This is a genomic window from Geobacillus sp. BMUD, from assembly GCF_013096845.1.
Classification (GTDB): Bacteria; Bacillota; Bacilli; order Bacillales; family Anoxybacillaceae; genus Geobacillus; species Geobacillus vulcani.
Map to the genome: position 1 here is coordinate 127,528 of NZ_SDLA01000001.1, position 26,520 is coordinate 154,047.

Consider the following 26,520-nt stretch of genomic DNA (forward strand, 5'->3'; position numbering starts at 1 on the left):
GGAAAAGTTAGCACGAACTGCTCTCCACCACGGGATGAACATGACCGCTTGCCAGCGGGATTTTTGCAGAAAAGTTCCATAGGCAGCGCGGTTGGCCCTTTACCCGGGGGATGAAACTTACCGCTTGCTGATGGCGCAGAAAAGAAAACAGCCGCTGTTAGCGGCTGTGGCCGTGTTGTTTCACGTATTCGCTGATCAATGCTTCGATCTGCTGTTCGTCTGGCTTTTGGCCGTGAAACGGAAAGACGATTTCCTCGATCCATTCACCGTCACGGTAGACGTGCAGCGCCCCTTTTTGCAACAGAACGCTGTATTCGATCTCAAAGCGATATCCTTCGTGTTCGATGGCCCCCATCATCCTTTCACCTGCCTCTAGTTTATTGTCTCGCACACGGTGGCCCTCTATGTATGAATTAAGAAGCTAATCCTATAGACGGAGGACGATTGTCCTTTTATAATGAAACATAGTTCGACAAAAAAGAGGAAACAGAGGGGAGAAATAGCGAGTGTTTCGAACGTTGCGCAGCAAATTGATCGTCTTGATGGCCTTATTATTGATCATCTCGTTGGCGGCGACGCAGCTCATCGTTGTTTGGCAAACGCAACGGCTTGTTGACGCTGATGTGAAACATCGAGCGCAGACGGCGCTTGACGGATTGCTTGGCGATATTCGCGACAGCTTTCAGAGCGAGGAAAACAGCTTAGTGCAGTTTAGTGAATCGCCGTCCGCCTTGCAGATGGTGAGCGATGAAAAAGCGTGGCCGCAGATGGAAAAGCAGTTTCGTACGTTTTTGCGCCTGCATGAGAATGTGCAATTCATCTATATTGGCACCGAGCAGAAGAAAATGTACATCACGCCGATGACAGAGCTCCCAGACGGATACGATCCGACGAGCCGACCGTGGTATAAAGAAGCAATGAAACGTCCGGATGAAGTCGTGTGGACCGAACCGTACGTCGATGCCATTACCGGCAAGAACGTTGTAACGTTGGCCAAGGCGGTGAGTGAAAACGGCCGCATTGTTGCGGTCATTGGCATCGACATGACGCTCGATACCGTGACGAGAATTGTCAATGCGAGCGACGTCGGCTATCACGGATACCCCGTGCTGTTTGATGCGAAAGGGACGGCGGTCGTCCATCCGCAATACAAAGGAAAAAATATGGCGAAAAATGCGACGGTCCGCTATATGCTCGAGCATAAAAAAGGGATGCGGGAATATGAACTAGACGGGGAACAACGGGTCATGTATTTCACTACCATTCCAGAGCTCGGCTGGAAGGTCGGCGCCGTCTATAAAGAAGCAGACTTAGCCGCCATGAGCCGTTCCATTGGGAAGAACATGCTTGTCATTACCGTCATTGCGCTCGTTGTAGCGCTTGTTGCCGTCTATTTCTTGGCGCGTTCGATCACAAGGCCGATTGCCGCGCTGCAAGAGCAAGTCGAAAAGGCGGCGGGCGGCGACTTGACGGTGCAAGCGCGTGTCACTGCCAAAGATGAGATCGGCCGCCTCGCCCGCCACTTCAATGACATGATCGACCATATGCGAATGCTGATCAGCGAAGTGAACCGCTCGGTCAATGAATTGGCCGCTTCCGCTGACCATTTGAGTGCTGTCTCGGAAGAAACGATGGCCACAAGCGAACAAGTGGCGAAAGCGATCGGCGAAATTGCCAAAGGAACGACCGATCAAGCGGGAAGCCTCGATACGATCAATGAGCGGACGACGGCGCTGTCGCAGCAAATCGAAGCGGTCACGAATGCGACGGCTGGCATGGAGTCGCTTTCCAATGAGACGAAAAGCGCCAGCTATGACGGCTTAGAGCATTTAAACATCTTGCAGAAAAAATCAGAGGAAGCGAAAAATGAACTCGAGTCTGTAGAAAATGTCATTAACGACCTTGTGAAAAAGATGGATGAAATTGACGGCGTCATTCAAACGATCACGGCCATTTCCGGACAGACGAATTTGCTGGCGTTAAATGCCAGCATCGAGGCGGCTCGGGCTGGCGAGCACGGCAAAGGGTTTGCCGTTGTCGCCGATGAGGTGCGCAAGCTGGCCGAACAATCCGCGAAAGCAACGGAGATGATCCGGGCGACGATCGCTGCCATCCAGCAGCAAGCCGGGCTGGTGATGGAGGCGGTCGGCCGCTCCAAGCAGGCGTACGACGAACAACGGGAAGCAGTGCACACAACCGGCGATTCATTTGTCAAAATCACTGGCATGATGGAGCAAGTGGCCGCTGCGCTTGCTGAGATTATGGAGGAAGCAAAGCGGATGAACGCGAGCAAAGACGATGTCGTCGGAGCGATGCAAAACATCGCTGCCATCGCCCAACAAGCAGCGGCAGCGGCGGAGGAAGTGGCCGCTTCGGCCGATGATCAACTGCAGGCGCTTTCGACGGTGACGGAGTCGGCGGAGACGTTGAGCGAAATGAGCCGGCAGCTGAAACAATTGGTGGAGAAATTCAAGATCTCGTAAAAAACAGAAGGCGTCCTGGCGGCAGAGCAGGACGTCTTTTTTATCATCTCCCGCCGAGAAGCCTCCCACTTCCACGCGATTGGCGCGTAAGTGGGGGGGATGAAGGCCGGTCAGCGTTTGCTGAAAATCATGGATGTTCCATCGCAGAAAGGTCACGATCTTTTTTTTCTATTCATACAATGAGAATGAGTGAAATTTTTTCAGCTTCTTCATCGATTTTAGTGGGCGATAGTGCTAAAATAAACAGTGAAAACGTTTATACCGTTATTTTGCTGCGCGTTCGGGAATAGTGGCAGCTACATGAGGAGTTTCACGCATAGCTGTTGCCGATCCCGAGCGTTGCGAAAACGAGGTGGAGGTTTTTTCACGATGGCAAAACAGACGAACTACGCTCAACCGTGGAGCCAGTTTTACGGGCCGAACCTCGGTTATGTCATCGAAATGTATGAACAATACCTCGATGACCCTAACAGCATCGACCCGGAACTGAAGCAACTGTTTGAACAGTGGGGGGCGCCGGTCTTGGAAGAACCGGTTTCTCCTGCGGATGACGAGGCAGCCAAAACGCATCAAACGTTCCGGTTGCCGGAGACGCCGACGATTTTCAGCAAACTTGTCGCTGCCGTCAAGCTGGCGGACAGCATTCGCCATTACGGTCATCTCGCTGCCGATACAAACCCGCTTGTCAAAACGAAGGAAAAGCTGCGCCGCTTGGAGCTTGACGAATACGATTTAACGGAAGAGGATTTAAAGCGTATTCCGGTCGCGTTTCTTTGTCCCCACGCTCCGGCTCATGTCAAAAACGGCTGGGATGCCATCCTGCATTTGCGCAAAATTTACACGGACAAAATCGCGTTCGAATTCTCGCAAGTACATAATCTCGAAGAGAGGAACTGGCTCATTCAGCAAATCGAGTCTGGAGCGTATTACCCGAGCTTGGCGAACAAAGAGCGGGTTGCATTGCTGCGTCGCCTGACGGAAGTGGAAGGGTTTGAAAAATTCATCCACCGGACGTACGTCGGGCAAAAGCGGTTTTCGATCGAAGGGCTTGACGCCATGGTGCCGCTTTTGGATGAACTCGTCCGCCAGGCGATTGAACATGAAATCGACGCTGTCAACATCGGCATGGCGCACCGCGGCCGGTTGAACGTGCTGGCTCACGTGCTCGGCAAGCCGTACGAAATGATTTTCGCCGAGTTTCAGCACGCGGAAAGCAAAAACTTTATTCCGTCCGAAGGGTCAGTGGCGATCACGTATGGGTGGACAGGGGACGTGAAATATCACTTGGGGGCGGCGCGCCGCTTGCGCAATAAGAGCGCGCATACGATGCGGATTACACTCGCGAACAACCCAAGCCATCTCGAAGTGGTCAACCCGGTTGTGCTTGGCTACACGCGCGCCGCGCAAGAAGATCGGACGAAACCGGGTATGCCGGCGCAAAATACCGATGCGTCGTTTGCCATCTTGATTCACGGCGACGCAGCGTTCCCGGGACAAGGGATCGTCGCGGAAACGCTCAACTTAAGCCAGCTGCGCGGCTATACGACCGGTGGCACGATCCATATCATCGCCAACAACATGATCGGCTTTACGACGGAAAGCTACGATTCGCGCTCGACGACGTACGCTTCCGATATGGCGAAAGGGTTTGAGGTGCCGATCGTGCATGTCAACGCCGATGATCCGGAAGCTTGTCTGGCGGCGGCGTGTTTGGCCTTTGCCTACCGCCAGCGGTTTAAAAAAGACTTTGTCATTGATCTAATCGGCTACCGCCGTTTCGGCCATAATGAAATGGATGAACCGATGGCGACGAACCCGACGATGTACGCGATCATCAACCAACATCCGACCGTGCGCCAGCTGTATGCGCAAAAATTGATGGAAAAAGGGATCATCACCGAGCGGGACGTCGAGGAAATGGAGCAGGAGGTGGCTGAACGGCTGAAAATCGCTTACGAGAGGGTGCCGAAAAACGAAGACGAGCTTGATTTCATCATGGATCCGCCCAAACCGGTCGTCGATCGGCTGCCGGAAGTGAAAACGGGCGTGGCAAAAGATGTGCTCCATCGTGTGAACGAAGAGTTGCTGCAGTTTCCGGACGGATTCAATGTCTTTACCAAGCTTGAGCGCATTTTAAAACGGCGAAGCGGCGTGTTTGCGCAAAACGGCAAAGTCGATTGGGCGCATGCGGAAATTTTAGCGTTCGCCACGATTTTGCAAGACGGCGTGCCGATCCGCTTGACCGGACAAGATTCGCAGCGCGGCACGTTTGCGCAGCGCCATTTGGTGCTCCATGACGTGAAAACCGGAGAAGAGTATGTGCCGCTTCACCACATCAGTGGGGCCAAAGCGTCGTTTGTTGTGTACAACAGCCCGCTGACGGAAGCCGCCGTGCTTGGCTATGAATACGGCTACAACGTTTACGCGCCGGAGACGCTCGTGCTTTGGGAAGCGCAATTTGGCGACTTCGCCAACATGGCGCAAGTGATGTTTGATCAATTCATTTCATCTGGCCGAGCGAAATGGGGGCAAAAATCCGGGCTTGTCATGCTCTTGCCGCACGGCTACGAAGGGCAAGGGCCTGAACATTCAAGCGGCCGCGTCGAGCGGTTTTTGCAACTGGCGGCGGAAAACAACTGGACAGTCGCGAACTTATCGACAGCGGCGCAATATTTCCACATTTTGCGGCGGCAAGCGGCTTTACTGAAACGAGAAGAGGTGCGCCCGCTCATCATCATGACGCCAAAAAGCCTGCTCCGTCATCCACTTGCCGCATCGGATGCGGAGGCGCTCGTTGACGGCGCGTTCTCGCCGGTGCTCGAACAGCCGGGATTGGGCGCTGACGCCGGCAAAGTAGAACGCATCGTGTTTGGCACCGGCAAATTGATGATCGATTTGGCGGAACAAATCGGCAAAATGGAAGGGCTCGACTGGCTGCATCTCGTGCGCATCGAAGAGCTGTACCCGTTCCCAGAGGAAGCGGTGAGAGACATCATCGCCCGCTATCCGAACGTCAAAGAGATCGTCTGGGTGCAAGAAGAACCGAAAAATATGGGCGCTTGGACGTACATGGAACCGCGCCTGCGGGCCTTGGCCCCCGACGGCGTCGATGTCAGCTATATCGGGCGGCGCCGGCGGGCGAGCCCGGCGGAAGGCGATCCGGTCGTTCACCGGAAAGAGCAGGAACGCATCATCCGTTGCGCATTGACGAAGCATGAGTGACGACTACGGAACATTTGAGGAGGGCATCAACGTGGCTGAGATCAAAGTCCCAGAATTAGCAGAATCCATCACGGAGGGAACGATCGCCCAATGGCTGAAAAAACCGGGCGACTATGTGGAAAAAGGAGAATCGATTTGCGAGCTTGAAACGGATAAAGTGAACGTGGAAATTATGGCGGAAGAGTCGGGCGTTTTGCAACAGCTGCTGGCCAATGAGGGCGATACGGTCGCGGTTGGCCAAGCGATCGCCATCATCGGCGAAGGAGCGGCGGCCGCTCCTTCGGTTGCTCCGCAGCCGGCCGATGAACCAAAACCGGCTGCGCCGGTCAACCAAGCTGAAGAGACGGCGCCGCAGCCAGTTGCCGCGGTCCAAGTTTCCGGGCAACGCCCGATTGCTTCGCCGGCCGCTCGAAAAATGGCGCGCGAAAAAGGCATTGATTTGACCCAAGTGCCGACCGCCGATCCGCTCGGGCGCGTGCGCAAACAAGATGTCGCTTCATTTGCCGCCCAAACGGCCGCCGCACCCCAGCCGGCTTCGCAGGCCGCCCCGGCGTCGACGCCGGCCGCCGTTCCAGCCGCTGAGGCCGGCAAGCCGGTCATTCGCGAAAAAATGTCGCGCCGCCGGCAAACGATTGCTAAACGGTTGCTGGAAGTGACGCAAACGACCGCGATGTTGACGACGTTCAACGAAATTGATATGTCCGCGGTCATCGATTTGCGCAAGCGGAAAAAAGATAAATTTTTCGAAGAGCATGACGTTCGCCTTGGCTTTATGTCGTTTTTCGTCAAAGCGGCTGTCGCTGCGCTGAAAAAATATCCGTACGTCAACGCGGAAATTCAAGGCGATGAAATTTTGTTGAAAAAGTATTATGATATCGGCGTTGCCGTGTCGACGGACGAAGGGCTTGTCGTCCCGGTTGTGCGCGACTGCGACCGGAAAAGCTTCGCCGAAATTGAGCGCGACATTGCCGAATTGGCCGCAAAAGCGCGGAGCAACAAACTGTCGCTCGCCGATTTGCAAGGCGGCACGTTTACGATCACGAACGGCGGTGTGTTCGGCTCGCTTCTATCGACCCCGCTTCTCAACGGGCCGCAAGTCGGCATTTTAGGCATGCATGCCATCAAGTTGCGCCCGGTCGCCATCGATGAAGAGCGGATTGAAAACCGGCCGATGATGTACGTTGCTTTGTCGTACGATCACCGCATTATTGACGGCAAAGAAGCGGTTGGATTCTTAAAAACGGTGAAAGACTTGATCGAAAATCCGGAAGATTTGCTGCTGGAAAGCTGATTAGGAAGGAAAAGAGGAGCCTGCGATGTGCGGGCTCCTTCTTTTTCGCCGGCCATGGCAAGCTGGTGAATGATTTTCCTTGTCTTACGGAAAACTACTGGAAAAAAGGAGGAGATTCGATGCCAGAGCGTGGACGAAACGATCACCCGCACATGTTTTACCGTGACGGCGCCCGCGAAAGCGCCATCAACGATGCGACCGCTGACGGCGCCGAGGCGATTGGGGTGCGGACGGACGCTGACCCGATGCAGGCAGCCAATCCGAATCCGTTCCACGTCGACTGTCTGAACATTGAGGATGAGATGAAACGATTTCAGTCGTTTTTTGAACAGAAGTGATTCGCCAGGCGGATCACTTTTTTTCGCTCGCCGAAAGAAGGAAAATGGCGAATGAAGGCGAATAAAAGTATTTAACATGATTTCTTTTGTTGGAGGGATTCGTATGGAACTTGGATTGGCGGGAAAAACGGCGTTGGTCGCCGCCTCAAGCCAAGGGCTCGGCAAGGCGATCGCCCGGGCGCTTGTGCTCGAAGGGGCGAACGTGATGATCACGAGCCGAAGCGAAGAAAAACTGCAGCAGGTTGCTGAGGAGCTGAACGGTTTACATAAGGGGCGCGTCGCTTATACGCGCACAGATGTCACCAACGCCGACGACATTCGCCAGCTGGTCGCCAAAACAGTGGAGACGTTTGGAACGATCGATTTGCTCGTCAACAACGCTGGCGGCCCTCCGGCGGGAACGTTTGAAACAGTGAGCGACGAAGACTGGCAACATGCGTTCGAGCTCAATTTATTGAGCTATATTCGCCTCATTCGCGAAGTGCTCCCTTACTTAAAGAAAAAGGGAGGAAAAATTGTCAACATCGCCTCATCATCGATTAAAGAGCCGATTCCGGGACTGATTTTATCCAACACGTTCCGCACTGGCATCGTTGGACTGACGAAAACGCTTGCTGTGGAGCTCGCTCCGGATGGCATTTTAATCAATACGGTGGCTCCTGGTCGGATCGCGACGGAGCGCGTCGCCTTTTTGGACAAAGTGAATGCCGAGAAACTAGGCATTACGAAAGAAGAAATGGAAGCGCGCATGAAAAGCGCCATTCCGCTCGGCCGCTACGGGACCCCGGAAGAGTTTGCCAATGTCGTCGTCTTCTTGTTGTCCGAAGCGAATTCGTACGTTACTGGTCAAGCGCTCATTGTCGATGGCGGCATGGTGAAGGCCATCTAAGCGGAGCGGATCGGTAGCGTCAAAACGGTCATGAAATCTGCGCGCAAACCATCTCATTGAGCATCGTGGGATAGGTGGAGAAGCCAGATTCGCCCTTGACCAACACCCGCCAAAGCGGATCGGAGGGGAGAAACAACATGAAAACAATCGGATTCATCGGCCTTGGCGTCATGGGGAAAAGCATGGCGCGCCACTTGCTGAAGGCAGGCTATCCACTTCTGGCTTACACGCGCACGAAAGAAAAGGCGGAAGACTTGCTTCAAGAGGGAGCAGTTTGGAAGGAAACGGTTGCTGATTTGGCGCGGGAGGCGGATGTCGTCATGACGATGGTCGGCTATCCGCACGATGTCGAGCAAGTGTATTTTGGCGAGGGCGGCATTTTGGAAAACGCACGGCCGGGAACATACGTCATCGATATGACGACGTCAACGCCAACGCTCGCGCAATCGATTTACGAGGCGGCCAAGCAAAAAGGCATTTATGCGTTGGACGCCCCGGTGTCCGGCGGCGACATCGGCGCGCGCGAAGGAACGTTGACGATTATGGTCGGCGGTGATGAAGACGTGTTTTTGGCGTGCAAGCCGATCCTTGAGCGGCTCGGAACTAACATCATTTTGCAAGGGAAAGCGGGAGCTGGCCAGCACACGAAAATGTGCAACCAAATCGCCATTGCCACGAACATGATCGGGGTGTGCGAGGCGATCGCCTATGCCAAGCGGGCGGGATTGGATCCGATGAAAGTGTTGCAAAGCATCTCCAAGGGAGCGGCCGGCAGCTGGTCGCTGAGCAACTTGGCGCCGCGCATGCTTGCCGGCGATTTTGCGCCCGGATTTTATATTAAGCATTTCCTCAAAGATATGAACATTGCGCTCGACGAAGCGGAGCGGATGAATTTGCCGCTGCCGGGGCTTTCGCTGGCGAAACAACTGTACGAAGAGTTGGCGCAAGCCGGTGAGGAAAACAGCGGCACGCAAGCGTTATACAAGCGGTATGTTCAGGCATAAGCGGGGCGGTTGTTCGCCCTGTTTTCCATTTCTAAAAATATTGAATATTTCTTCTCTTAGAGGTATAGTAAAAGTAGAAAGACATACCAACCGGTTAGTATAAAAGGGAGGGGAGCAGATGGACTTTTCCTATTCGCCCAAAGTGAAAGAGTTGATCAAAAAATTAAGCGCTTTCATGGAAGAGTACATTTATCCGAACGAGAAGGTGTATGAGGAGCAGCTGAACGCCCAAGAGTCGAGATGGGCCGGCGTGCCGCCGATCATCGAAGAATTGAAGGAAAAGGCGAAAAAAGAAGGGCTTTGGAATTTGTTTTTGCCAGACAGCGAATACGGCGCGGGATTAACGAATGTCGAGTACGCGCCGCTTTGCGAAATCATGGGCCGTTCGCTCATCGCCCCGGAAGTGTTCAACTGCAATGCGCCCGATACCGGCAACATGGAAGTGCTCGTCCGCTACGGCACAGAGGAGCAAAAGAAAAAGTGGCTCATCCCGCTCTTGAACGGAGAAATCCGCTCGTGCTTTTCGATGACGGAGCCGGATGTGGCGTCGAGCGATGCGACGAACATTCGCGCTTCGATCGTTCGCGACGGCGATGAGTATGTCATCACCGGACGGAAATGGTGGTCATCCGGGGCCGGCGACCCGCGCTGCAAAGTCGCCATCGTCATGGGAAAGACGAACCCCGATGCGCCAAAACATGAACAGCAGTCGATGATCATCGTTCCGCTTGATACGCCGGGCGTGAAAATCGAGCGGATGCTGCCGGTGTTCGGCTTTGACCATGCGCCGCACGGGCATGCCGAAATTACGTATGATCATGTGCGCGTGCCCAAGGAAAACATCATTTGGGGCGAAGGAAAAGGGTTCGCCATCGCTCAAGGCCGGCTTGGCCCGGGGCGGATCCACCATTGCATGCGCTTGATTGGTGCAGCGGAGCGGGCGCTTGAACTCATGTGCCGCCGCGTGCAGTCGCGGGTGGCGTTCGGCAAACCGCTCGCTGAACACGGCGTCATCCGCGAGTGGATCGCCCAGTCGCGCATTGAAATCGAGCAGGCGCGCCTGTTGACGCTCAAGGCGGCGTACATGATGGATACGGTCGGCAACAAAGCGGCGCGCAAAGAAATTGCGATGATCAAAGTGGTCGCGCCCAACGTTGCCCTCAACGTCATCGACCGTGCCATTCAGGCGTTTGGCGCCGCCGGGGTGAGCAACGATTTTCCGCTTGCTGCCATGTGGGCGAACTCGCGCACGCTTCGTTTGGCTGACGGGCCGGACGAAGTGCACAAAGAGCAAGTGGCGAAGCTTGAATTGCGGCAATACCAACCATAAGGGAGAGGAAGAGGAGCTTATGCATGTGCTGGATTTATTCAAAATCGAAGGAAAAACCGCCATCGTGACGGGCGGCGGGCGCGGGCTCGGTGAGCAAATCGCCATCGGCCTCGCCGAGGCTGGAGCGAACGTCGTCGTCTGCTCGCGCAAGGTTGAGGCGTGCGAGCAAGTAAAAGAAAAGCTGGAACAGCTCGGCGTCCGTTCGCTCGCATTGCGGTGCGATGTGACGAATCCAGAGGAGGTCAAACAGGTCGTCGAAACGACCGTCAACGAGTTCGGCGGCATCGACATTTTAGTCAACAACAGCGGGGCGACGTGGGGGGCGCCGGTCGAGGAAATGCCGCTTGAGGCATGGCAAAAGGTGCTCAACGTCAACGTCACCGGCACGTTTTTAATGAGTCAGGCGGTCGGCAAGGTGATGATCGCCAAACAAACAGGCGGCGCCATTGTCAATATCGCGTCGGTCGCCGGCCTTGGCGGCACGCATCCGGACATTTTGAATACGATCGGCTACAACACGAGCAAAGGGGCGGTCATTACGTTCACGAAAGACTTGGCCGCCAAATGGGGAAAACACGGCATTCGCGTCAACGCGGTAGCGCCGGGCTTTTTCCCGACGAAAATGTCACAAGTCGTCCTTCAGCATGTTGGACAAAAAGTGCTCGAGCATACGCCGCTCGGCCGTTTCGGCGGCGACGATGACTTAAAAGGCGCGGTCCTGTTCTTGGCCTCTCCGGCCTCCGCGTTTGTCACCGGCGCGCTTCTTGTCGTTGATGGCGGCAGCCATGCCGCTGGAATGTAATCAAAATGGAAGGGGGAAAAAAATGAGCGAAAAACGGGCGTTGTCTCTTTATCCGGAACATGTGTCGTTTCATATCGAGATTCCGAACAAAACGGTGTGCGAGGTGCTGCATGAACGGGCGGCGGAATTTGGCGCTCAGCCGGCGCTGACGTTTTACAGCCAAACGATCACTTACGCTGAGCTCGCCGCGGCGGTCAACCGTTTCGCTTCCAGCCTGCAAGCGCTCGGGGTGCAAAAAGGGGATCGGGTCGCGATCATGCTGCCAAACTGCCCGCAGTACGTCATCGCCTACTACGGCATTTTGCAGGCGGGCGCCATCGTCACCCAAGTGAATCCGATGCTCGTTGAGCGCGAGCTTTCCTACTTGCTTAATGATTCGGGGGCGGAGATGATCGTCATTTACGAGCCGCTTTATCCGTGTCTGGCTGCCGTGAGAGAAGCGACGGCGGTCAAGCGGGCGGTCACTGTCCAGTTCGGGGCGCCGGCTTCTGTCCCGCTTGCTGAAGGCGATGTGACGTTTGAACAGTTTTTGGCCCAAGGGGATGGACAAGTGCGCCCGGTGCCGATCGAGCCGGTGCATGATATCGCTGTGCTGCAATACACAGGCGGAACGACAGGGCGCTCGAAAGGGGCGATGCTCACCCACCGCAACATTTTCGCCAACGTCTTGCAGTGCGCCGAATTTTTCAAAGGGACATTTGAGTTTGGAAAAGAGCGTTATTTAACCGTCATTCCGTTGTTCCACGTATTCGCGATGACGTCCGGCATGAACTTGGCGATTTACCAAGGGGCGGAAAACATTTTGCTGCCGCGCTTCGAGCTGAAAGAAGTGCTCGAGACGATCCGCGACAAGCAGCCGACTGTGTTTCCCGGCGTGCCGACGATGTACGTCGCCATCACGAACACCCCCGGGGTTGAGCAGTACGGCATCAGCAGCATCAAGACGTGCAACAGCGGCAGCGCGCCGATGCCGCTTGAGCTCATGCGCGATTTTGAGGCCAAAACGGGCGCGGTTGTGCTTGAAGGATACGGGTTGTCTGAAGCCTCGCCGGTGACGCACTGCAACCCGCCGTTTGCGGTGCGCAAGCCGGGGACGGTCGGCATCGGCATGCCGCTCACTGAGTACAAAGTCGTCGATGTGGCGACCGGCACGCGCGAACTGCCGCCGGGCGAAGTCGGCGAGCTCATTATCCGCGGGCCGCAAGTGATGAAAGGCTATTGGAACATGCCGGAGGAAACCGCGGTGACGCTGCGTGACGGTTGGCTGTACACCGGGGATTTGGCTTCGATCGATGAGGAAGGGTATGTGACGATCGTTGACCGGAAAAAAGATTTGATCATCGCGGGAGGGTACAACATTTATCCGCGCGAAATCGAGGAAGTGCTGTATGAACACCCAGCGGTGAAAGAAGCGGCGGCGGTTGGGGTGCCTGATCCGTACCGCGGCGAAACGGTGAAGGCGATCATCGTCGTAAAAGAGGGGATGCAGGCAAGCGAGGAAGAGATCATCGCCCATTGCCGGAAAAACTTAGCAGCGTACAAAGTGCCGCGCATCGTCGAGTTTCGCGCGGAGCTGCCGAAAACGAACGTTGGGAAAATTTTGCGCCGCGCCTTGCGCGAAGAGGCGTCCCGCCCGCAATAACAGAGGGCTTTCGGCCAAGTCCCAAAGCGGGCTTGGCCGTTTTATGGTACAATAGCTGGCAGCGACTATATTTTGGGCAAGAGGTGTGAAAACGTGAAGGAGAAAATTATGGCTGCCAGCATTGAGCTGTTTGAACAAAACGGCTTCAGCGAAACATCGATCCAAGACATTGTCGATGCCCTTGGAGTGACGAAAGGAACGTTTTATTACTACTTTACAAGCAAAGAGGAACTGTTGATGGATATTCACCTTCGCTACATTGAAGGGCTGCTTGATGAAGAGGAGCGCATTATCAATGATAAGGGGTGCTCGGTGCGGGAAAGACTGTATGACATTGTCTTCATGCTCATCCATAATGTCGAACGGCAGGGGCGGGAAGCGCGCATTTTTTTTCGTGAAATGAAGCATTTGAATGAAGAGCATTTACAAAAAGTAAAAGAAAAGCGCGACCTGTTCCGCTATCGGCTGCAGTCGTTGATTGAGGAAGGAATGAAAAACGGCGAACTGCGCTGCGATTTGTCGCCATCGATCGCGACGCTGACGGTGCTTGGCGCGGCCAATTGGAGCTACCAGTGGTTTCGTCCGGATGGCGAGCTGACCGATGCCGAGGTAGCAAAACAGATGGTCGTGATTTTGCTGGATGGCATGAGCGCGTCTTCAGTCTCGCCGGTCGAGTGAACAAGAGTCCATCCATCCTAGCCGATGGATGCTATGGCAAGGCAGCATAGGGCGATGAGATTGGTTGACGAAGGGGGAAAGGGAGAGATGACAGCGATTATTCCGGTGCGCAAAGGGGAAGAACTGCCGGCTGGAAAATTGGCCGCGTTTTTGCGCTCAGTGCTCCCGGACATGCCGGATGGGGAGTTGGAGATTCAGCAATTTTCTGCTGGGCGGTCGAATTTGACGTATTTGTTGCGCTGCGGGGAGTGGGAAGCGGTGCTGCGCCGGCCGCCGTTTGGCCCGGTGCCGCCGAAAGCGCATGATATGAAGCGGGAGAGCACGTGGCTTTCGGAGATCTATCCGCTGTTTCCACTCGCCCCGAAACCGTTGTATTTTTGCGAGGACGAATCGGTGATCGGTAGCCCGTTTTTCGTGATGGAGCGGCGGCATGGCGTCGTCATTGACAGCGATTTTCCCGACGGCATCACTCCGACGGAGGAAGTTTGCCGCGGCATTTCCGAGATGATGGTCGAGACGCTTGTCCACATCCACCAAATCGACTATACCCAAACGCGCCTTGTGCAGATGGTGAAGCCGGATGGGTTTATGGAACGGCAAGTGCATGGATGGATCCAGCGCTATGAGCGGGCGAAGACGGATGACATCCCGGAAGCGGAGGCGCTGATGAAGTGGCTCGCTTCCCACATCCCCCCGCAGCGCGAAGCAACGGTGATTCATTATGACTTTAAGCTGAACAACGCTTTGTTTGCCAAAGATGACGTAACGAAAATGGTCGGTTTGTTTGACTGGGAAATGTCGACCGTCGGCGATCCGCTTGCCGATTTGGCGGTGGCGATGAGTTATTGGATTGAAGAAGATGATCCGCCGCTTGTGAAAAATGGATTTGGCCGCGCGCCGGTCACCGTCCGCCCCGGTTTTTATACGCGCGAGCAGTTTATTGAGGCATATGCCAAAAAAAGCGGCCGTGATGTATCCGATATGCACGTGTATTTAACGTTTGCCTACTTTAAATTAGCGGTCATTTGCCAGCAAATTTATTACCGCTACCGCCGCGGACAGACGAATGATGAGCGGTTTCGCCATTTTGGCCAGTTTGTTGAAGCGCTCATTGAGCATGCATGGCAGCTGGCGACAGGACGGTGAGGCAGCGTGATGACAAACGTGCATGTCGTGCTGCGCAAAGAAGACATTGATGAGACGGCGCTCGCTGATGGGAAGGTTGCTGTTGTGTTCGACATTTTGCTTGCCACCTCATCGATTGCCGCAGCGCTTTCGGCCGGCGCTCGTTCGGTGATCCCGGTGCGCGACGCCGAGGAGGCGAAGGCGGTCGCGATTCACTTGCCCGAGAAAAGTTATGAGCTCGTCGGTGAACGGGAGGGACGGACGATCGATGGCTTCCATCCCCCGGCGCCGCTGTTTTTGCAAACCGTCTGCCCGGGGAAAACGGTCGTGTTGTCGACGACCAATGGCACGGTGGCGGTTCGCAAAGCCCAGTCGGCGAGCGCGGTATACACGGCGAGCTTGCTGAACAGCCCGGCGGTCAGCGAGCATATTTGTCGATGGCATCGAGAGGAAACGATTATCGCGATCTGCTCCGGCTCGTCGGGTCGTTTTTGCCTCGAAGATTTTTATGGCGCCGGCTACTTTGTGCATTGCCTCATCGAGCAAGGGATCGATGCGGCCAAGCTGTCCGACAGCGCGATGGCCGCATGGCTCTTTTACCGGCAATATTCGGGGGAAAAAAAGGCGAAAGAAGTATTGTTCGCCTCGCGCGTCGGCCGTTGGATGGCGGCGTACGGTTTGGAGTCAGAAATGGATTACATTAACCGGCACGGAGCGCTTTCTTCCGTTCCAAAACTTGAACGGGGGCTGTTCGGCCTGGAACTGCGCGATATAGCGTCAACGGAAGTAACGAAGGAGGGGATATCGCCATGAAATTTGTCCAATTCGTTGAATACGGAGGACCGGATGTCTTGCGTGTTTGCGAAGGAGAACGTCCGAAGCCCACGGGGCGGCAAGTATTGATCGAAGCCGAAGCGATCGGTGTCAACTATGCGGATACAGCCCGGCGGGAAGGGCGCTACGTGGTGCCGACGCCGCTTCCATTCATACCTGGGACGGAGGTGGCCGGCGTTGTCCGTGAAGTTGGTCCGGAGGTGCAAACGGTCCGTCCAGGGCAGCGCGTCGTCGCCTTGATTGAGTCCGGCGGCTACGCCGAGTTTGTCGCTGTCGACGAGCGGGCGGTCGTGCTGCTTCCGGATGGCATGGATGCTCGGCAGGCGGCAGCTTTGCCGGTGCAAGGACTGAGCGCCTACCATATTCTCAAAACGATGGGCCGCTTAGAGGAAGGAGAAACCGTACTCGTTCACGCCGCCGCCGGCGGCGTTGGGACGATTGCCGTCCAACTGGCGAAACGGTTCGGCGCCAAAACGGTCATCGCCACGGCAAGTACGGAGGAAAAACGGGCGCTCGCCCAACAGCTTGGCGCTGATGTCACCATTGATTATACAAAAAACAGCTGGGCTGCGGACGTGATGGAGGCGACCGGTGGACGCGGCGTCGATGTCGCTTTGGAAATGGCGGGCGGCGATGTCTTTCATCAGACGCTCGATTGCCTCGCTCCGTTCGGCCGCCTCGTCGTATACGGGGCGGCGAGCGGAGAGATGACGCGTCTCAATCCGGTCCGGTTGATGGCGAAAAACTGGTCGGTGATCGGCTTTTTCTTGCCGCAAATCATGCGGAAGTGGGAGTTGTATACCCAAAGTTTGCGCGACCTGCTTGCCTGGGTGCAGGACGGAAGCTTGAAGCTGACGATCGGAGGCATCTACCCGCTTGAGCAGGCTTCTGAAGTGCATCGACTGTTGCAAGGGAGGAAAACGCACGGCAAGCTGCTGCTTGTGCCATAAGGAACGAAGAGGGTGTCCCAAAAGGATCGGGACACCCTCTTTCATTACTATATATACGCATCAACTTCTTGTTTCATACTATATGTTGTGTATGTCTGAAAGGAAGACGACCTTTTGGGTCAGCCCTTTTTTTGTCTATTCTCCTAAAGCCAATAGTGAACAAAAGTCGAAAGAAAAGCAGCTTTTTCTCATGGGGCATGGCGGCCTACACTGGTACATTTTTGAAAACCGTTACGATTTGCGGCGCTTCACTTGGATATATCGCTCGAGCCGGTCGAGCCCTTCTTTGAGCACATCGAGCGAATAAGCGTACGACAGTCGGACGTGGCCTTCACCGTATTCGGAAAAGGCGCTGCCGGGAACAAGGGCGACGCCGGCGTTTTCGACGACATCGAGGGCAAAATCGAACGAAGACATGCCAAAGGCGGCAATCGACGGAAACAAATAAAACGCCCCATCCGGCTTCTCAACCGGCAGCCCCATGGCGGTGAGACGACCGTAGGCATACTCAAGCCGCTCAGCATAGGCGGCGCGCATTACCTCGGCATCGTTTTTGCCGGCGGTCAACGCCTCGACCGCTGCTTTTTGGCTGATCGATGATGTGCACGAGACGCTGTACTGGTGCACTTTTACCATTTGTTCAATGGCGAACGCCGGAGCGAAGACAAACCCGATGCGCCAACCGGTCATGGAGTGCGACTTGCTTAAGCCGTTGATGACGATCGTCTGCTCCGGCAGCCATTCGGCGATCGAGCGATGACGTCCGCGATAAACGAGTTCGCTATAAATTTCATCGGAAACGATCCAAATCGGCCGCCCTTTCAAGAGCGAAGCGATACGGGCCAGCTCTTCAGACGACAGCGCCGTCCCAGTTGGGTTGGATGGATAAGGAAGAATCACACAGCGCGTCTTTTCCGTCAAATAAGGCGCAATGAGCTCAGCCGACAGACGGAAACCGTTTGGCCTTGTGTCGATGTACACCGGTTTTGCCCCGCACAAGCGGATGAGCGGTTCATAGCCGGGATAGACGGGCGCGGGAAGGAGCACTTCCGTTCCTTCCTCTAAAATCGTGCGAAACACGATATCAAGCGCCTGGCTGGCGCCGACGGTGGCGATGACTTCGTCCGGCGTGTAGCAGAGGCCGTACTTGTCAGCGACGAATTGGCAAGCTGCTTGGCGCAGTTCAAGCAGCCCGGCGTTCGCTGTATACGTCGTGAAATCGGCGGCAATCGCTTCCTGAGCGGCTGCTTTGACATGATCGGGCGTTGGGAAGTCAGGCTGACCGATCGTCAAGGAAACAAGTCCCGGCCGGTCGGCGACAAGATTGAAAAATTGGCGGATGCCTGATAGCTGAATGGCTTGAACACGTGGTTGAATGAGGTGTTTCACCAGTGGTCCACCTTTCTTTTTTTGTTTCTATTGTACCATTGGCGGGGAAAACGAAAAAACAAAAATGAGCCCCTTTCCGTCTACATGATTCCCTCAAACGGAAATGGGGCTCACTTGGTCATTGACGATTCACTTTCCAACTTCGTTCGCTCCTTTTACGCGCCGTATTTTTTCAACAGGTCGTTATATTGGGCGGAAAGCGTGAAAAACAACGGCTTGTTGCCCGAGGCGAGCGCTTCATCGATCTGTTCCATCAGTTTTTTTCTTTGAAACTGGAAGATCGCTTCTTTCAGCACTTGTTCGGCCATCGGTCCGTAGCTGCTTTTTTCTTCCGGCTGGTTGAACAAAACAGCGCCTTCATTCGGGTATTGTTTTTCGTACATGATTCAGTCCCTCCCATATGGGAACGAAACAGTTCCCTTTCTTATATTATCGTCGTTTTTGATGCCAATGTAAAGAAAATTTAGATAAATATTTTTTGTCAATTTTTTCTCTACATGATTTTTATACCCGTTTTTTGTTGGGGGTTAACAGGTTTTCGGTTATGATAAGAGGAGAAAAAATGGCAGGGTGATGGCGATGATTCGCACATGTGTTGTGACAAAAGAATTTGAGATTTTGTATGATGTTGACTTAACGATGGTCAACAGCCCGGACATCTCATGGTATTGGGTTGACTTTCATGAGCCGACGGATGAGGAATCGGCGTTGCTCGCCTCCTTTTTCCGTTTTCACCCACTGGCGATTGAAGACTGTCTTGAATATGTACAACGGCCGAAGCTTGATTTTTACGACCGCTACTTGTTTGTCGTTCTTCATGCGATTGCCGGGATGACGCTGGAGGCTGAGGAAGTCGATTTGTTTGTCGGGCAAAACTTCATCGTTTCGTTTCATAAGTCGGCCATTCACGCGGTCGATGAGGTGTGGGAGCGGCTCAAACATGAGGAAGATGTTCAGCAGGGGCCGTTTCACGTCATGTACCGGTTGATCGACAAGCTTGTGGATGATTATTTCCCACCGCTTTACCATATTGAAGACGTGCTGAACGATTTAGAGGAGAATACGAACAACGAACCGATTCATGACATCATTGAAAAAGTGTTTGACATTCGCGGCGATTTATCGAAATTGCGCCGGACGATTGTGCCGATGCGCGACTTATTGTACCGCATCATCCACTCCGACCGGCTGCAGCGCATGAAAGAGCGGCAGTTGTATTTCCATGATATTTACGATCATTTGTTGAAGCTGTCGGAAATGATTGAGACGAATCGGGAAATTACCGCGGATATCCGTGACAGCTATTTATCGCTCAACTCGAATCGAATGAACAACATTATGATGACGTTTACCGCCATTACGACGATTTTCATGCCGCTCTCCTTTATTGCCGGCATTTATGGGATGAACTTTGATTATATGCCTGAACTGCATTGGAAATATGGCTACTTTGTCGTATTGGCGGCCATGGCGGTGATCGGCATGACGATGTTCGTTTGGTTTAAGCGCAACGGCTGGTTTCAGTTGTTGAAAGGCGACTGGGCGAAGGAGGAGCGGGAGCGCCGCCAGTAGCCGTATAAAACAGGCTGTTCCCCTCATATACATAATTACAGCATAACGGCAACGTGAACGCGAAGGAGGGGAAACGATGGCAAGAGGCATTTGGGGCGTCGATTCGGCGCAAGTCGTAACGGATCAGCTGTTTCAATGCGTGCGGACGGAGCTTGGCTATCCAAAATTTTGGGGCCGCTATTTGTCGGAAGTGCCGAACGTGTCCGAAGGATTGACGCGCGATGAGATCGCCCGCATCCGCAACTACGGGGTGAAAGTGTTGCCGATTTATAACGCCTTCCGTGAAGCGGTCGGCTATGCGAACGGACAGGTGGCGGCACGCAATGCGGTGTTTCATGCGCGGCGGCTCGGCATTCCGAAAAATAAGCTGCTGTTTGCCAACATTGAAGACTTTTTCGCCGTGGATGCCGCTTGGATCGCTGCTTGGGTGGAGACGCTCTATCCGACCGGGTACCGGCCGGGGCTGTATGCGGACCCAACGAAAGGGGGGTTCGCTGCCGCCTATTGTGAGGCGGTCAGCCGAAACAACCAAGTGGCGGTGCAGGCCGTGATTTGGAGCGCGGCCCCAAGGCCGGGAACGACGAAGGAGCAGAAAGCGCCGCGCTACCAGCCTGCCGCCCCGCCTTGCAACGCGAACGTCTGGGTGTGGCAGTACGGGCGTGACGCAGAAGTCTGCCCGGTTGACACGAATTTGGCTGATCGCCGCTTGCTTGATTTTTTGTATTGAACAACGCCGTTGCAAAAAGCAGCGGCTTTTTTTATGCGGCTAGGAAATTGTGGGGTGTTGCGAGTTTTTTCTTTTAATGTTTTTTGCTTGGATCGATTATATTAGTAATAGGAAAAAAGGAGGATGTGAGTGGGTTGGGAAAAACGAAACGATAATCGAAAGGAGAGGGAATATGGATCGATCTGTCGCCTCGCTGTTGGATCGCATCTATGAACAATACGAACGATGGAGAGCGGGGCCGCCGCTTGCCGGTGCGGAGTTGGCCCAATTTTTCAGTGCGGTTGGCCGGACGGCAGCGGTGATTGGCCGCAGCGATATCACTGCTGAAGTGGAGCGGCTTATTCATCGGTTGAACGGCCAAACGGAACGGCAATGGACAGCGGAGGAAGTGCTGATGGAAATGGTTCCTCTCCTTCGCTGCTTCTATGAAGCCGGGAAAGCGGCTTCTTCCACCATTCCCTTTTCGCACCGTCAAGGGCCGAGAGCGACGATTCTCCTCTGTGGAAATGACCCCCTGTTTTTTGCTTACGTCTGCGGCGCGCTGCAACCCTTGCCATGGCGTTTCATGACGATTCCCTCCTTCGAGCAGGCGGCGTCGTCAATGTTTCGCATCAGCCCGGATTGCATGATCGTCAGTGTGAAGGAGGAAGAGTGGGAGAATCCGGACTTGATGGTTTTGCTTGAGCGCGCCGGACAGCGCCCCTATCTTCCGGTTGTCATTGTGAGCAAAGACGAGAGAAAAGAGGGGCGATTGAAAGGGTATGAGCTTGGCGCAGATGATGTCATCGCCTGCCCAGCGGCAGATGAACTGTTCGTTCGCGTTCGCCGGCTCGTGGAAAAAAAACGAAAAATCGATGACCTGGTGCTCATTGATGAATTGACGGGCGTATACAATCGGAAGTATTTGCCGCAAGTATACGTGCGCCTGCGCAGCGAACTTGAACGCTCTGGCACCCCCAGCTGTTTGGCGCTGCTCGATTTGGATCATTTCAAGCAAATCAACGACCGCTTCGGCCACTTGGCAGGCGATGCCGTGTTGCGGAAGCTGGCTGCTTTTTTGCGCCAACATACGCGTGGAGGGGATACGGTCATTCGCTTTGGAGGCGAAGAGTTTATTGTTTGGCTGGCCAGAACGTCAAGAAGCGAGGCGCGTGCGGTGCTGGAGCGGCTGCGGCGCCAGTTCGCCGCCGAAACGATCGATGCCGACGGCGAGCGCCTATCTTGTACGTTTTCTGCCGGCTTGGTTGAATTTCGTGATCCGGATCAGCCGCTTGACTATTGGCTGCGTGTGGCCGACAGGGCGCTGTATGCGGCGAAACGAGGCGGCGGCAATCGAATCGAAGAGGCGGCATGCGAGGAGGGGGAATGTTTGGATGAGGACGTCCGTCCGACGCAAACGGATCAACAGCGATGGTCAGTGGCCATCGTGGATGATGATGAACTCGTGCGGGTGATGATCGCCGATCTTGTCCGCAAGCTTGCTGCTGAGCAGGAGAGGGAAGTAGAGATTTACGAGTTCGACGACGGACTTTCCTTTTTGGAATCGCCGCTTTATGAAAGCGGGCGGCGCTCTGTTGTCATTTTGGACCGGGTGATGCCGAGAATGGATGGACTGGAGGTTCTTCACCGCCTCCGTCGAGAGCGAAAGCCTTGCAAGGTGATGATGTTGACATCGCGCCAAGATGAGCGAGATATCGCGCATGCGCTTGAACAAGGAGCGGATGAATATGTGACGAAGCCGTTTAAATGGCTTGAACTTGAAGCGAGGCTACGTCGGCTGTTAAAGGAGCTGGATGCATGATGGCGCTGTTGGCCGCCTTGGCCGCAACGGCCGTTTTCCTTGCGCTGTTGGTAAGCTTGTTTCTCTATTTGGTTGTGCAAAAGTGGCGGGAAAACCGCCGCCAGGCTCAGCTGTGCGCTCTGAAGGAACGATACCACCTTCCGCTGCTTCGTTATTTGCTCGGTGAAGAGGAGCAGCTGCCTTTGCCGTCTTCACCGCTTGAGCGTGAAGCGATGATGGATCTCCTTGACCATTTTGCTTCACTCTTGAAAGGAGAGCAAGTGCAGGAGCGAATTCGAACTTTGGCGGAGATGCATTTTCAAGGATGGCTGCGCCGAAGGCTGTCAAGCCGCCATTGGAGCGAGCGGATGAACGCGCTGTTTTTGATCGAGGATTTGCAGGTGAAGGCGATGCTGCCGGAGATGGAGCGGCTGTACCGCTCCGACCGGGTGACGAGAGGAGAAGAAGCAAAGCTGTTGGCTATTTTCGCCCAATTTGACTATAGCCCGGTTGTGGCTTACGTGCTCGAGCCAAAATACGAATTGACGGAATTTACGTACCGGGTCATTTTTGGCCATATGAGCGAGCGGCTGCTTCGACAGGTGGAACAACGATTTGATGAGCTGCCGCGGGCGGGGAAATGCGCGTTCATCGATATGATTGGCATCCGCCGACGAGGGGAGCGATCGTTTTTGCTGGAGCTGTTGACATCAGATGAGTTGGAGCTTCGTGTTCGCGCGCTTAAGGCGATGGCGGAAATCGGCATGCCGCTTGAAGCGGCGAGGCTCGAGCGTCACTTGTGCTCGCCCCATTGGCAAGAGCGGCTGATGGCCGCTCGTCTTGCGGGAAAATGCCGTGAAGAGCGGCTTCTCCCCTTGCTTTATGAGCGGCTAGGTGATCGCTCATTTGTCGTTCGTTCCGAAGCAGCGGCGGCCATCGCCCGTCTGCCAGGCGGTCGGGCCGTGTTGCGTACAGCGGCGCGCACAGCGGCCGATCGTTACGCCCGCGACATGGCGAAGCAATGGCTTCAAGGGGAGGGATGATGGTGGAAGCATGGCGGGAGTTCCTCTTGACGGTCGGGCATGTTGTGCTCGTTTATATGACCATCGTTCTCCTTTTTTATACGTTTTTGCTTGTTGCCGCCTTCATTCACTTGCGCCGCGTCCATCGCCTCGACGATTGGGAGCCGTATGAAGAATTGCTCGATGCGAGCTATGCAAAGCCGGTGTCCATCCTCGTCCCCGCTTATAATGAGGAAGCGGGCATCGTCGGCTCGGTGCGGTCGCTGCTCGCCATTGAATACCCGGAGTATGAAGTGATCGTCATTAACGACGGCTCAACCGACAGAACGCTTGAGCGGTTGATCGAGCACTTCCATCTGCAGCCAATCTATCGCGTCATTCGCCGCCAGCTGGCGGCAAAGGAAATCAAGGCGGTTTACCAGTCACCCGATTACCCGCATTTGTTTGTGTTGGATAAAGAAAACGGCGGGAAAGCCGATGCGTTGAACGCCGGAATCAACGCTGCCCGCTACCCATACATTTGCTCCATCGACGGTGATTCTGTCCTTGAGCGGCGCGCGTTTTTGAAGGTGATGAAACCGATGCTTGAATCCGACGGAGAGGTCATTGCTTCTGGAGGGACGGTCCGGGTCGCCAACGGCTGTCGGATTGAACGCGGTGAAATCGTCAAGGTCGGTTTGTCGCGGCGTCCGCTCGTCATTATGCAAACGATTGAATATTTGCGCGCGTTTTTGCTCGGCCGTCTCGGCTTAAGCCGACACAACTTGCTGCTGATTGTCTCCGGGGCATTCGGCGTCTTTTCCAAACCGTGGGTGATGGAAGCGGGGGGATATGCCGATACCGCTGGCGAGGATATGGAACTCGTTGTGCGTCTGCATCGACTGGCGCGGGAAAAAAACGAGACGAAAAAAATCATCTACATCCCCGACCCGGTTTGCTGGACGGAAGCGCCGGAAACGTATGGGGATTTGCGTCGGCAGCGGCGGCGCTGGCATCGCGGGCTGCTTGAGAGTTTATGGCGCCATCGGTCGTTGCTGTTCAATCCGAAGTACGGCTCCATCGGCCTTCTTTCGCTGCCGTATTTTTGGTTCATTGAACTTCTCGGCCCGGTCGTGGAGTTGATCGGCTATATGGTCGTTGTTTGCTCCTTGTTTCTCGGAAACTTGTACGTCGAATTCGCGCTTCTTTTGCTGACGGTTTCGGTTTTGTACGGTTCGCTGTTGTCAGCGGCTGCCGTCTTGCTTGAAGAATGGACTGAGCGGAAGTTCCCGAACGTCTCTGATTTAGTGTGGCTTTTCTTCTTCTCATTGACGGAGACGCTTTGGTACCGACCGCTTACAGCCTGGTGGCGGTGTGAAGGGGTGATCGACGCTGTTCGCCGGAAAAAGCAATGGGGGAGCATCAAACGAAAAGGAGTATCGGCGTAAACAATTAGGTAGAGAATAGAGCGAAAAGGCTGCGCCTCGGCTTGACGAACCAGTGCATGTCTTCCCAAGCGGTCGTGATCGAACAAAAAGAGGAATATTTACGAAAACATGATGAATTCAAAGCGAAAAGCCAGGCCACGGCTCGGCGGTCCGCTTAATAGCGGTCGCCGAGCCGTTTAAATACGGGTCTTGTCAGCCGTTTCGGCTTTTGTTCGGGCTTTTCTTTTAGTCCGGTGTAGGCGATGAGAATGGCTTTGGCCTCTGACAGCGGCATCCGAGTCGGAGGGTTGCGGTACGAATCGTTGAGAGCGCCAAGGTGCGGAAGGACGGCGAAATCTTGTTTTGTCGGTGGGATGTGGAAGTAGTAGTCGCCGACGGCAACGAGCACGTCGGATTGCTGTTGGCTGTATTTCGGATTGCGGGAAAAATGGAGGCCGACTTTTTTCGCCTTGCCCTCCTCAAGCAGCTTTTCAATCGCCTTTTTCTTTAGAAGATAAAGAAATGAAGGATTCAAAGCGGTTTTGGCATGGCGGTTGACGGTAAAAATCGCTTTGGCAATATTGTCGACCGTCAATTGCAACGGTTTCATCGGCATGTCTCCTTTTTTCTTTCTATTATAACATAGGAAGCGCGTTGTTGGCGGTTTGTCCTACTTCTAGCCGGGAGCAAGCGAAAAAACGGTCAACTCCGGCGGGGCGAAGAAGCGGAGCGGCACCCGTGTCGTACCCAGACCGCGGTTGACGTACAACAAGAGCCCGCCGATGTGATAAAACCCTTCATAATACCGCTCGGACAGCGGTGGCGTGATGAGTGGTCCGATCAACGGCAGCTGAATTTGCCCGCCGTGGCTATGGCCGGACAGTTGGACGTGAATCGGATAGCGGCTCGTCTCAAGAGCGCTGTCCGGTTCATGAACGAGAGCGATCGTGTACGTAGCTCGGGGGACGCCGGCGATCATTTTGGCCCAATTCGGCCGGCCGAGCATTAGATCATCACTGCCGGCGATGGCGATGGCGTCCTGCCCGCGGCGCACAAGGACGTGCTCGTTGACCAAAAGCCGGAAGCCCGCCCGTTCCATCAGTCGGCGGTAAATATCTGTTCCGTAGCCGCCGTGGTCATGGTTTCCGTATATGCTGAATTTCCCGAGCGGGGCGCGGATGCCGGCCAACGCCTCAGCGACCGCGTCAGCGTGCGGATACCGATTTGCTTCATGAAGCAAGTCGCCCGTGAAGACGACAAGATCGGGCCTGAGTTCGTTGATGCGGCCGATCATGCGGTAAAAGCGTTCCAAACCATAATAATGGCCGAGATGAAGATCGCTAAACTGCAACAACTTGACGCCGGCAAACGACTTTGGGATGAGCGGATGCGACAGCGCATGGTGCGTCACGGTCAGCTCAGCCGGTTCAATCCAACGCGCGTAGCCATAGGTGGCCGCCATCATCAGCGCTGCACTGAAACTTGTGCGCGTCAGCTTTTTCAAAAAAGCGCGCCGGCTTAGTTTGGTTGTTTCAATATGGTGCATCGTTTCGCCGTCCTTTCACAAGCAGCTCTATTATAACGAAAAAAGAGGGAGAAGGACAATAGGAGGACTAAGATGTTCGAATATTCCATTTACTAAGAAATGCGAGCGAGAAAACCCACTTCTGTGTGGGGAAAATAGTTGTGGGTGAAATTCCAGAATGATCTCCGATGAGAGTTGCAGACGTTTGTTCACAACGCTCGTTGGGGCTATCAGGCGAAGCGTGGCAGGGTGAAAAGCAAAACATATGCAAAAAGGACTCTCTCTGCTATGATGGTGATTGGCGAAAAACAACCAAGAATTAGGAGGGAGAGAGCCCATGGAATTTCAACAACATTGTATCACCAAATCCTTGACATTGAAAGAGATGGAGATGGAGTGATTCCGTGCCTTACAGAACATTTTCGCTGACCTGATGTCTGCCCTGTTGGAGGACATCGTTTCATCGATTTTGCTTACATATCCGCCAGGTTCTTTATTATGCCCAATCAGG

Annotated in this window: 23 protein-coding genes; 18 read left to right on the forward strand and 5 right to left on the reverse strand. The window is 54.5% G+C overall.

Annotated elements, in window-relative coordinates:
* Nucleotides 1-157: 157 nt before the first annotated feature.
* Entirely contained in the window at nt 158-355 is a 198-nt protein-coding gene (locus tag ETC05_RS00595; RefSeq protein ID WP_031404787.1) for a YbxH family protein, read from the reverse strand.
* A gap of 151 nt (nt 356-506) precedes the next feature.
* Between ETC05_RS00595 and ETC05_RS00600 the strand changes: the two genes are divergently transcribed.
* From ETC05_RS00600 to ETC05_RS00660, 13 genes are all read left to right on the forward strand, one after another.
* Nucleotides 507-2,483 (forward strand): methyl-accepting chemotaxis protein, encoded by a 1,977-nt coding sequence (locus tag ETC05_RS00600; RefSeq protein WP_031404785.1) that lies wholly within the window; start codon nt 507-509, stop codon nt 2,481-2,483.
* Nucleotides 2,484-2,852: 369 nt separating this feature from the next.
* Nucleotides 2,853-5,705 (forward strand): 2-oxoglutarate dehydrogenase E1 component, encoded by a 2,853-nt coding sequence (locus ETC05_RS00605; RefSeq protein ID WP_031404782.1) that lies wholly within the window; start codon nt 2,853-2,855, stop codon nt 5,703-5,705.
* 31 nt (nt 5,706-5,736) lie between these two features.
* A complete protein-coding gene (gene odhB / locus ETC05_RS00610) occupies nt 5,737-6,996 on the forward strand; it encodes a 2-oxoglutarate dehydrogenase complex dihydrolipoyllysine-residue succinyltransferase (RefSeq protein ID WP_171660159.1) in 1,260 nt (419 codons plus the stop codon).
* Between the two features lie 119 nt (nt 6,997-7,115).
* Entirely contained in the window at nt 7,116-7,334 is a 219-nt protein-coding gene (locus ETC05_RS00615; protein WP_031404779.1) for a hypothetical protein, read from the forward strand.
* A gap of 103 nt (nt 7,335-7,437) precedes the next feature.
* Complete coding sequence (locus tag ETC05_RS00620) at nt 7,438-8,223, forward strand: SDR family oxidoreductase (RefSeq protein WP_171660160.1); 786 nt, start codon at nt 7,438-7,440, stop codon at nt 8,221-8,223.
* Nucleotides 8,224-8,360: 137 nt separating this feature from the next.
* On the forward strand, nt 8,361-9,227 hold the full coding sequence (locus ETC05_RS00625) for an NAD(P)-dependent oxidoreductase (protein ID WP_171660161.1): 867 nt from the start codon (nt 8,361-8,363) through the stop codon (nt 9,225-9,227).
* 118 nt (nt 9,228-9,345) lie between these two features.
* Nucleotides 9,346-10,557, forward strand: a complete 1,212-nt coding sequence (locus ETC05_RS00630; RefSeq protein WP_031404772.1) for an acyl-CoA dehydrogenase — start codon at nt 9,346-9,348, stop codon at nt 10,555-10,557.
* 19 nt (nt 10,558-10,576) lie between these two features.
* Nucleotides 10,577-11,359: an SDR family oxidoreductase gene (locus ETC05_RS00635; protein WP_171660162.1), complete on the forward strand. Its 783-nt coding sequence runs from the start codon at nt 10,577-10,579 to the stop codon at nt 11,357-11,359.
* 22 nt (nt 11,360-11,381) lie between these two features.
* Nucleotides 11,382-13,001, forward strand: coding sequence for a long-chain-fatty-acid--CoA ligase (locus ETC05_RS00640; RefSeq protein ID WP_171660163.1), 1,620 nt, complete (start codon nt 11,382-11,384; stop codon nt 12,999-13,001).
* Between the two features lie 93 nt (nt 13,002-13,094).
* Nucleotides 13,095-13,679: a TetR/AcrR family transcriptional regulator gene (locus tag ETC05_RS00645; protein ID WP_483299787.1), complete on the forward strand. Its 585-nt coding sequence runs from the start codon at nt 13,095-13,097 to the stop codon at nt 13,677-13,679.
* An 87-nt stretch (nt 13,680-13,766) separates the two neighbouring features.
* The gene (locus ETC05_RS00650; RefSeq protein WP_171660164.1) at nt 13,767-14,825 is read left to right on the forward strand and encodes a phosphotransferase family protein; all 1,059 of its coding nucleotides are present in this window, start codon (nt 13,767-13,769) and stop codon (nt 14,823-14,825) included.
* Nucleotides 14,826-14,834: 9 nt separating this feature from the next.
* Nucleotides 14,835-15,617, forward strand: coding sequence for a 2-phosphosulfolactate phosphatase (locus ETC05_RS00655; RefSeq protein WP_171660165.1), 783 nt, complete (start codon nt 14,835-14,837; stop codon nt 15,615-15,617).
* Nucleotides 15,614-16,588: a quinone oxidoreductase family protein gene (locus ETC05_RS00660; RefSeq protein ID WP_171660166.1), complete on the forward strand. Its 975-nt coding sequence runs from the start codon at nt 15,614-15,616 to the stop codon at nt 16,586-16,588. Before ETC05_RS00655 ends, ETC05_RS00660 begins: the two co-directional genes overlap by 4 nt.
* Before the next feature lie 231 nt (nt 16,589-16,819).
* Here ETC05_RS00660 and ETC05_RS00665 read toward each other — a convergent pair whose 3' ends face one another.
* Complete coding sequence (locus tag ETC05_RS00665; protein ID WP_171660167.1) at nt 16,820-17,977, reverse strand: aminotransferase A; 1,158 nt, start codon at nt 17,975-17,977, stop codon at nt 16,820-16,822.
* Nucleotides 17,978-18,132: 155 nt separating this feature from the next.
* Nucleotides 18,133-18,360 carry an IDEAL domain-containing protein gene (locus ETC05_RS00670; protein ID WP_031404758.1) on the reverse strand — a complete coding sequence of 76 codons (228 nt, stop codon included), beginning with the start codon at nt 18,358-18,360 and terminating at the stop codon, nt 18,133-18,135.
* 196 nt (nt 18,361-18,556) lie between these two features.
* On the opposite strand from ETC05_RS00670, the gene corA reads away from it, so the two are divergent.
* From corA to ETC05_RS00695, 5 genes are all read left to right on the forward strand, one after another.
* Nucleotides 18,557-19,549 (forward strand): magnesium/cobalt transporter CorA, encoded by a 993-nt coding sequence (corA, locus tag ETC05_RS00675; RefSeq protein WP_031404757.1) that lies wholly within the window; start codon nt 18,557-18,559, stop codon nt 19,547-19,549.
* Between the two features lie 76 nt (nt 19,550-19,625).
* Nucleotides 19,626-20,276 carry a glycoside hydrolase domain-containing protein gene (locus ETC05_RS00680; protein WP_031404755.1) on the forward strand — a complete coding sequence of 217 codons (651 nt, stop codon included), beginning with the start codon at nt 19,626-19,628 and terminating at the stop codon, nt 20,274-20,276.
* Between the two features lie 172 nt (nt 20,277-20,448).
* Complete coding sequence (locus ETC05_RS00685) at nt 20,449-22,077, forward strand: GGDEF domain-containing response regulator (RefSeq protein WP_171660168.1); 1,629 nt, start codon at nt 20,449-20,451, stop codon at nt 22,075-22,077.
* Entirely contained in the window at nt 22,074-23,099 is a 1,026-nt protein-coding gene (locus ETC05_RS00690; RefSeq protein WP_171660169.1) for a HEAT repeat domain-containing protein, read from the forward strand. Before ETC05_RS00685 ends, ETC05_RS00690 begins: the two co-directional genes overlap by 4 nt.
* Nucleotides 23,096-24,505 carry a glycosyltransferase family 2 protein gene (locus tag ETC05_RS00695; RefSeq protein ID WP_171660170.1) on the forward strand — a complete coding sequence of 470 codons (1,410 nt, stop codon included), beginning with the start codon at nt 23,096-23,098 and terminating at the stop codon, nt 24,503-24,505. Before ETC05_RS00690 ends, ETC05_RS00695 begins: the two co-directional genes overlap by 4 nt.
* A gap of 154 nt (nt 24,506-24,659) precedes the next feature.
* Here the strand turns inward: ETC05_RS00695 and ETC05_RS00700 are convergent, their stop codons facing one another.
* Nucleotides 24,660-25,094, reverse strand: a complete 435-nt coding sequence (locus ETC05_RS00700) for a YkyB family protein (RefSeq protein WP_031404746.1) — start codon at nt 25,092-25,094, stop codon at nt 24,660-24,662.
* 66 nt (nt 25,095-25,160) lie between these two features.
* A complete protein-coding gene (locus tag ETC05_RS00705; RefSeq protein WP_171660171.1) occupies nt 25,161-26,030 on the reverse strand; it encodes a metallophosphoesterase in 870 nt (289 codons plus the stop codon).
* Nucleotides 26,031-26,520 lie beyond the last annotated feature (490 nt).

Coding starts and splice junctions, on each gene's coding strand:
- ETC05_RS00595 (WP_031404787.1), bottom strand. CDS start 355: ATGGGGGCCATCGAACACGAAGGATATCGCTTTGAGATCGAATACAGC.
- ETC05_RS00605 (WP_031404782.1), top strand. CDS start 2,853: ATGGCAAAACAGACGAACTACGCTCAACCGTGGAGCCAGTTTTACGGG.
- ETC05_RS00615 (WP_031404779.1), top strand. CDS start 7,116: ATGCCAGAGCGTGGACGAAACGATCACCCGCACATGTTTTACCGTGAC.
- ETC05_RS00620 (WP_171660160.1), top strand. CDS start 7,438: ATGGAACTTGGATTGGCGGGAAAAACGGCGTTGGTCGCCGCCTCAAGC.
- ETC05_RS00625 (WP_171660161.1), top strand. CDS start 8,361: ATGAAAACAATCGGATTCATCGGCCTTGGCGTCATGGGGAAAAGCATG.
- ETC05_RS00630 (WP_031404772.1), top strand. CDS start 9,346: ATGGACTTTTCCTATTCGCCCAAAGTGAAAGAGTTGATCAAAAAATTA.
- ETC05_RS00635 (WP_171660162.1), top strand. CDS start 10,577: ATGCATGTGCTGGATTTATTCAAAATCGAAGGAAAAACCGCCATCGTG.
- ETC05_RS00640 (WP_171660163.1), top strand. CDS start 11,382: ATGAGCGAAAAACGGGCGTTGTCTCTTTATCCGGAACATGTGTCGTTT.
- ETC05_RS00650 (WP_171660164.1), top strand. CDS start 13,767: ATGACAGCGATTATTCCGGTGCGCAAAGGGGAAGAACTGCCGGCTGGA.
- ETC05_RS00655 (WP_171660165.1), top strand. CDS start 14,835: ATGACAAACGTGCATGTCGTGCTGCGCAAAGAAGACATTGATGAGACG.
- ETC05_RS00660 (WP_171660166.1), top strand. CDS start 15,614: ATGAAATTTGTCCAATTCGTTGAATACGGAGGACCGGATGTCTTGCGT.
- ETC05_RS00670 (WP_031404758.1), bottom strand. CDS start 18,360: ATGTACGAAAAACAATACCCGAATGAAGGCGCTGTTTTGTTCAACCAG.
- corA (WP_031404757.1), top strand. CDS start 18,557: ATGATTCGCACATGTGTTGTGACAAAAGAATTTGAGATTTTGTATGAT.
- ETC05_RS00680 (WP_031404755.1), top strand. CDS start 19,626: ATGGCAAGAGGCATTTGGGGCGTCGATTCGGCGCAAGTCGTAACGGAT.
- ETC05_RS00685 (WP_171660168.1), top strand. CDS start 20,449: ATGGATCGATCTGTCGCCTCGCTGTTGGATCGCATCTATGAACAATAC.
- ETC05_RS00690 (WP_171660169.1), top strand. CDS start 22,074: ATGATGGCGCTGTTGGCCGCCTTGGCCGCAACGGCCGTTTTCCTTGCG.
- ETC05_RS00695 (WP_171660170.1), top strand. CDS start 23,096: ATGATGGTGGAAGCATGGCGGGAGTTCCTCTTGACGGTCGGGCATGTT.
- ETC05_RS00700 (WP_031404746.1), bottom strand. CDS start 25,094: ATGAAACCGTTGCAATTGACGGTCGACAATATTGCCAAAGCGATTTTT.
- ETC05_RS00705 (WP_171660171.1), bottom strand. CDS start 26,030: ATGCACCATATTGAAACAACCAAACTAAGCCGGCGCGCTTTTTTGAAA.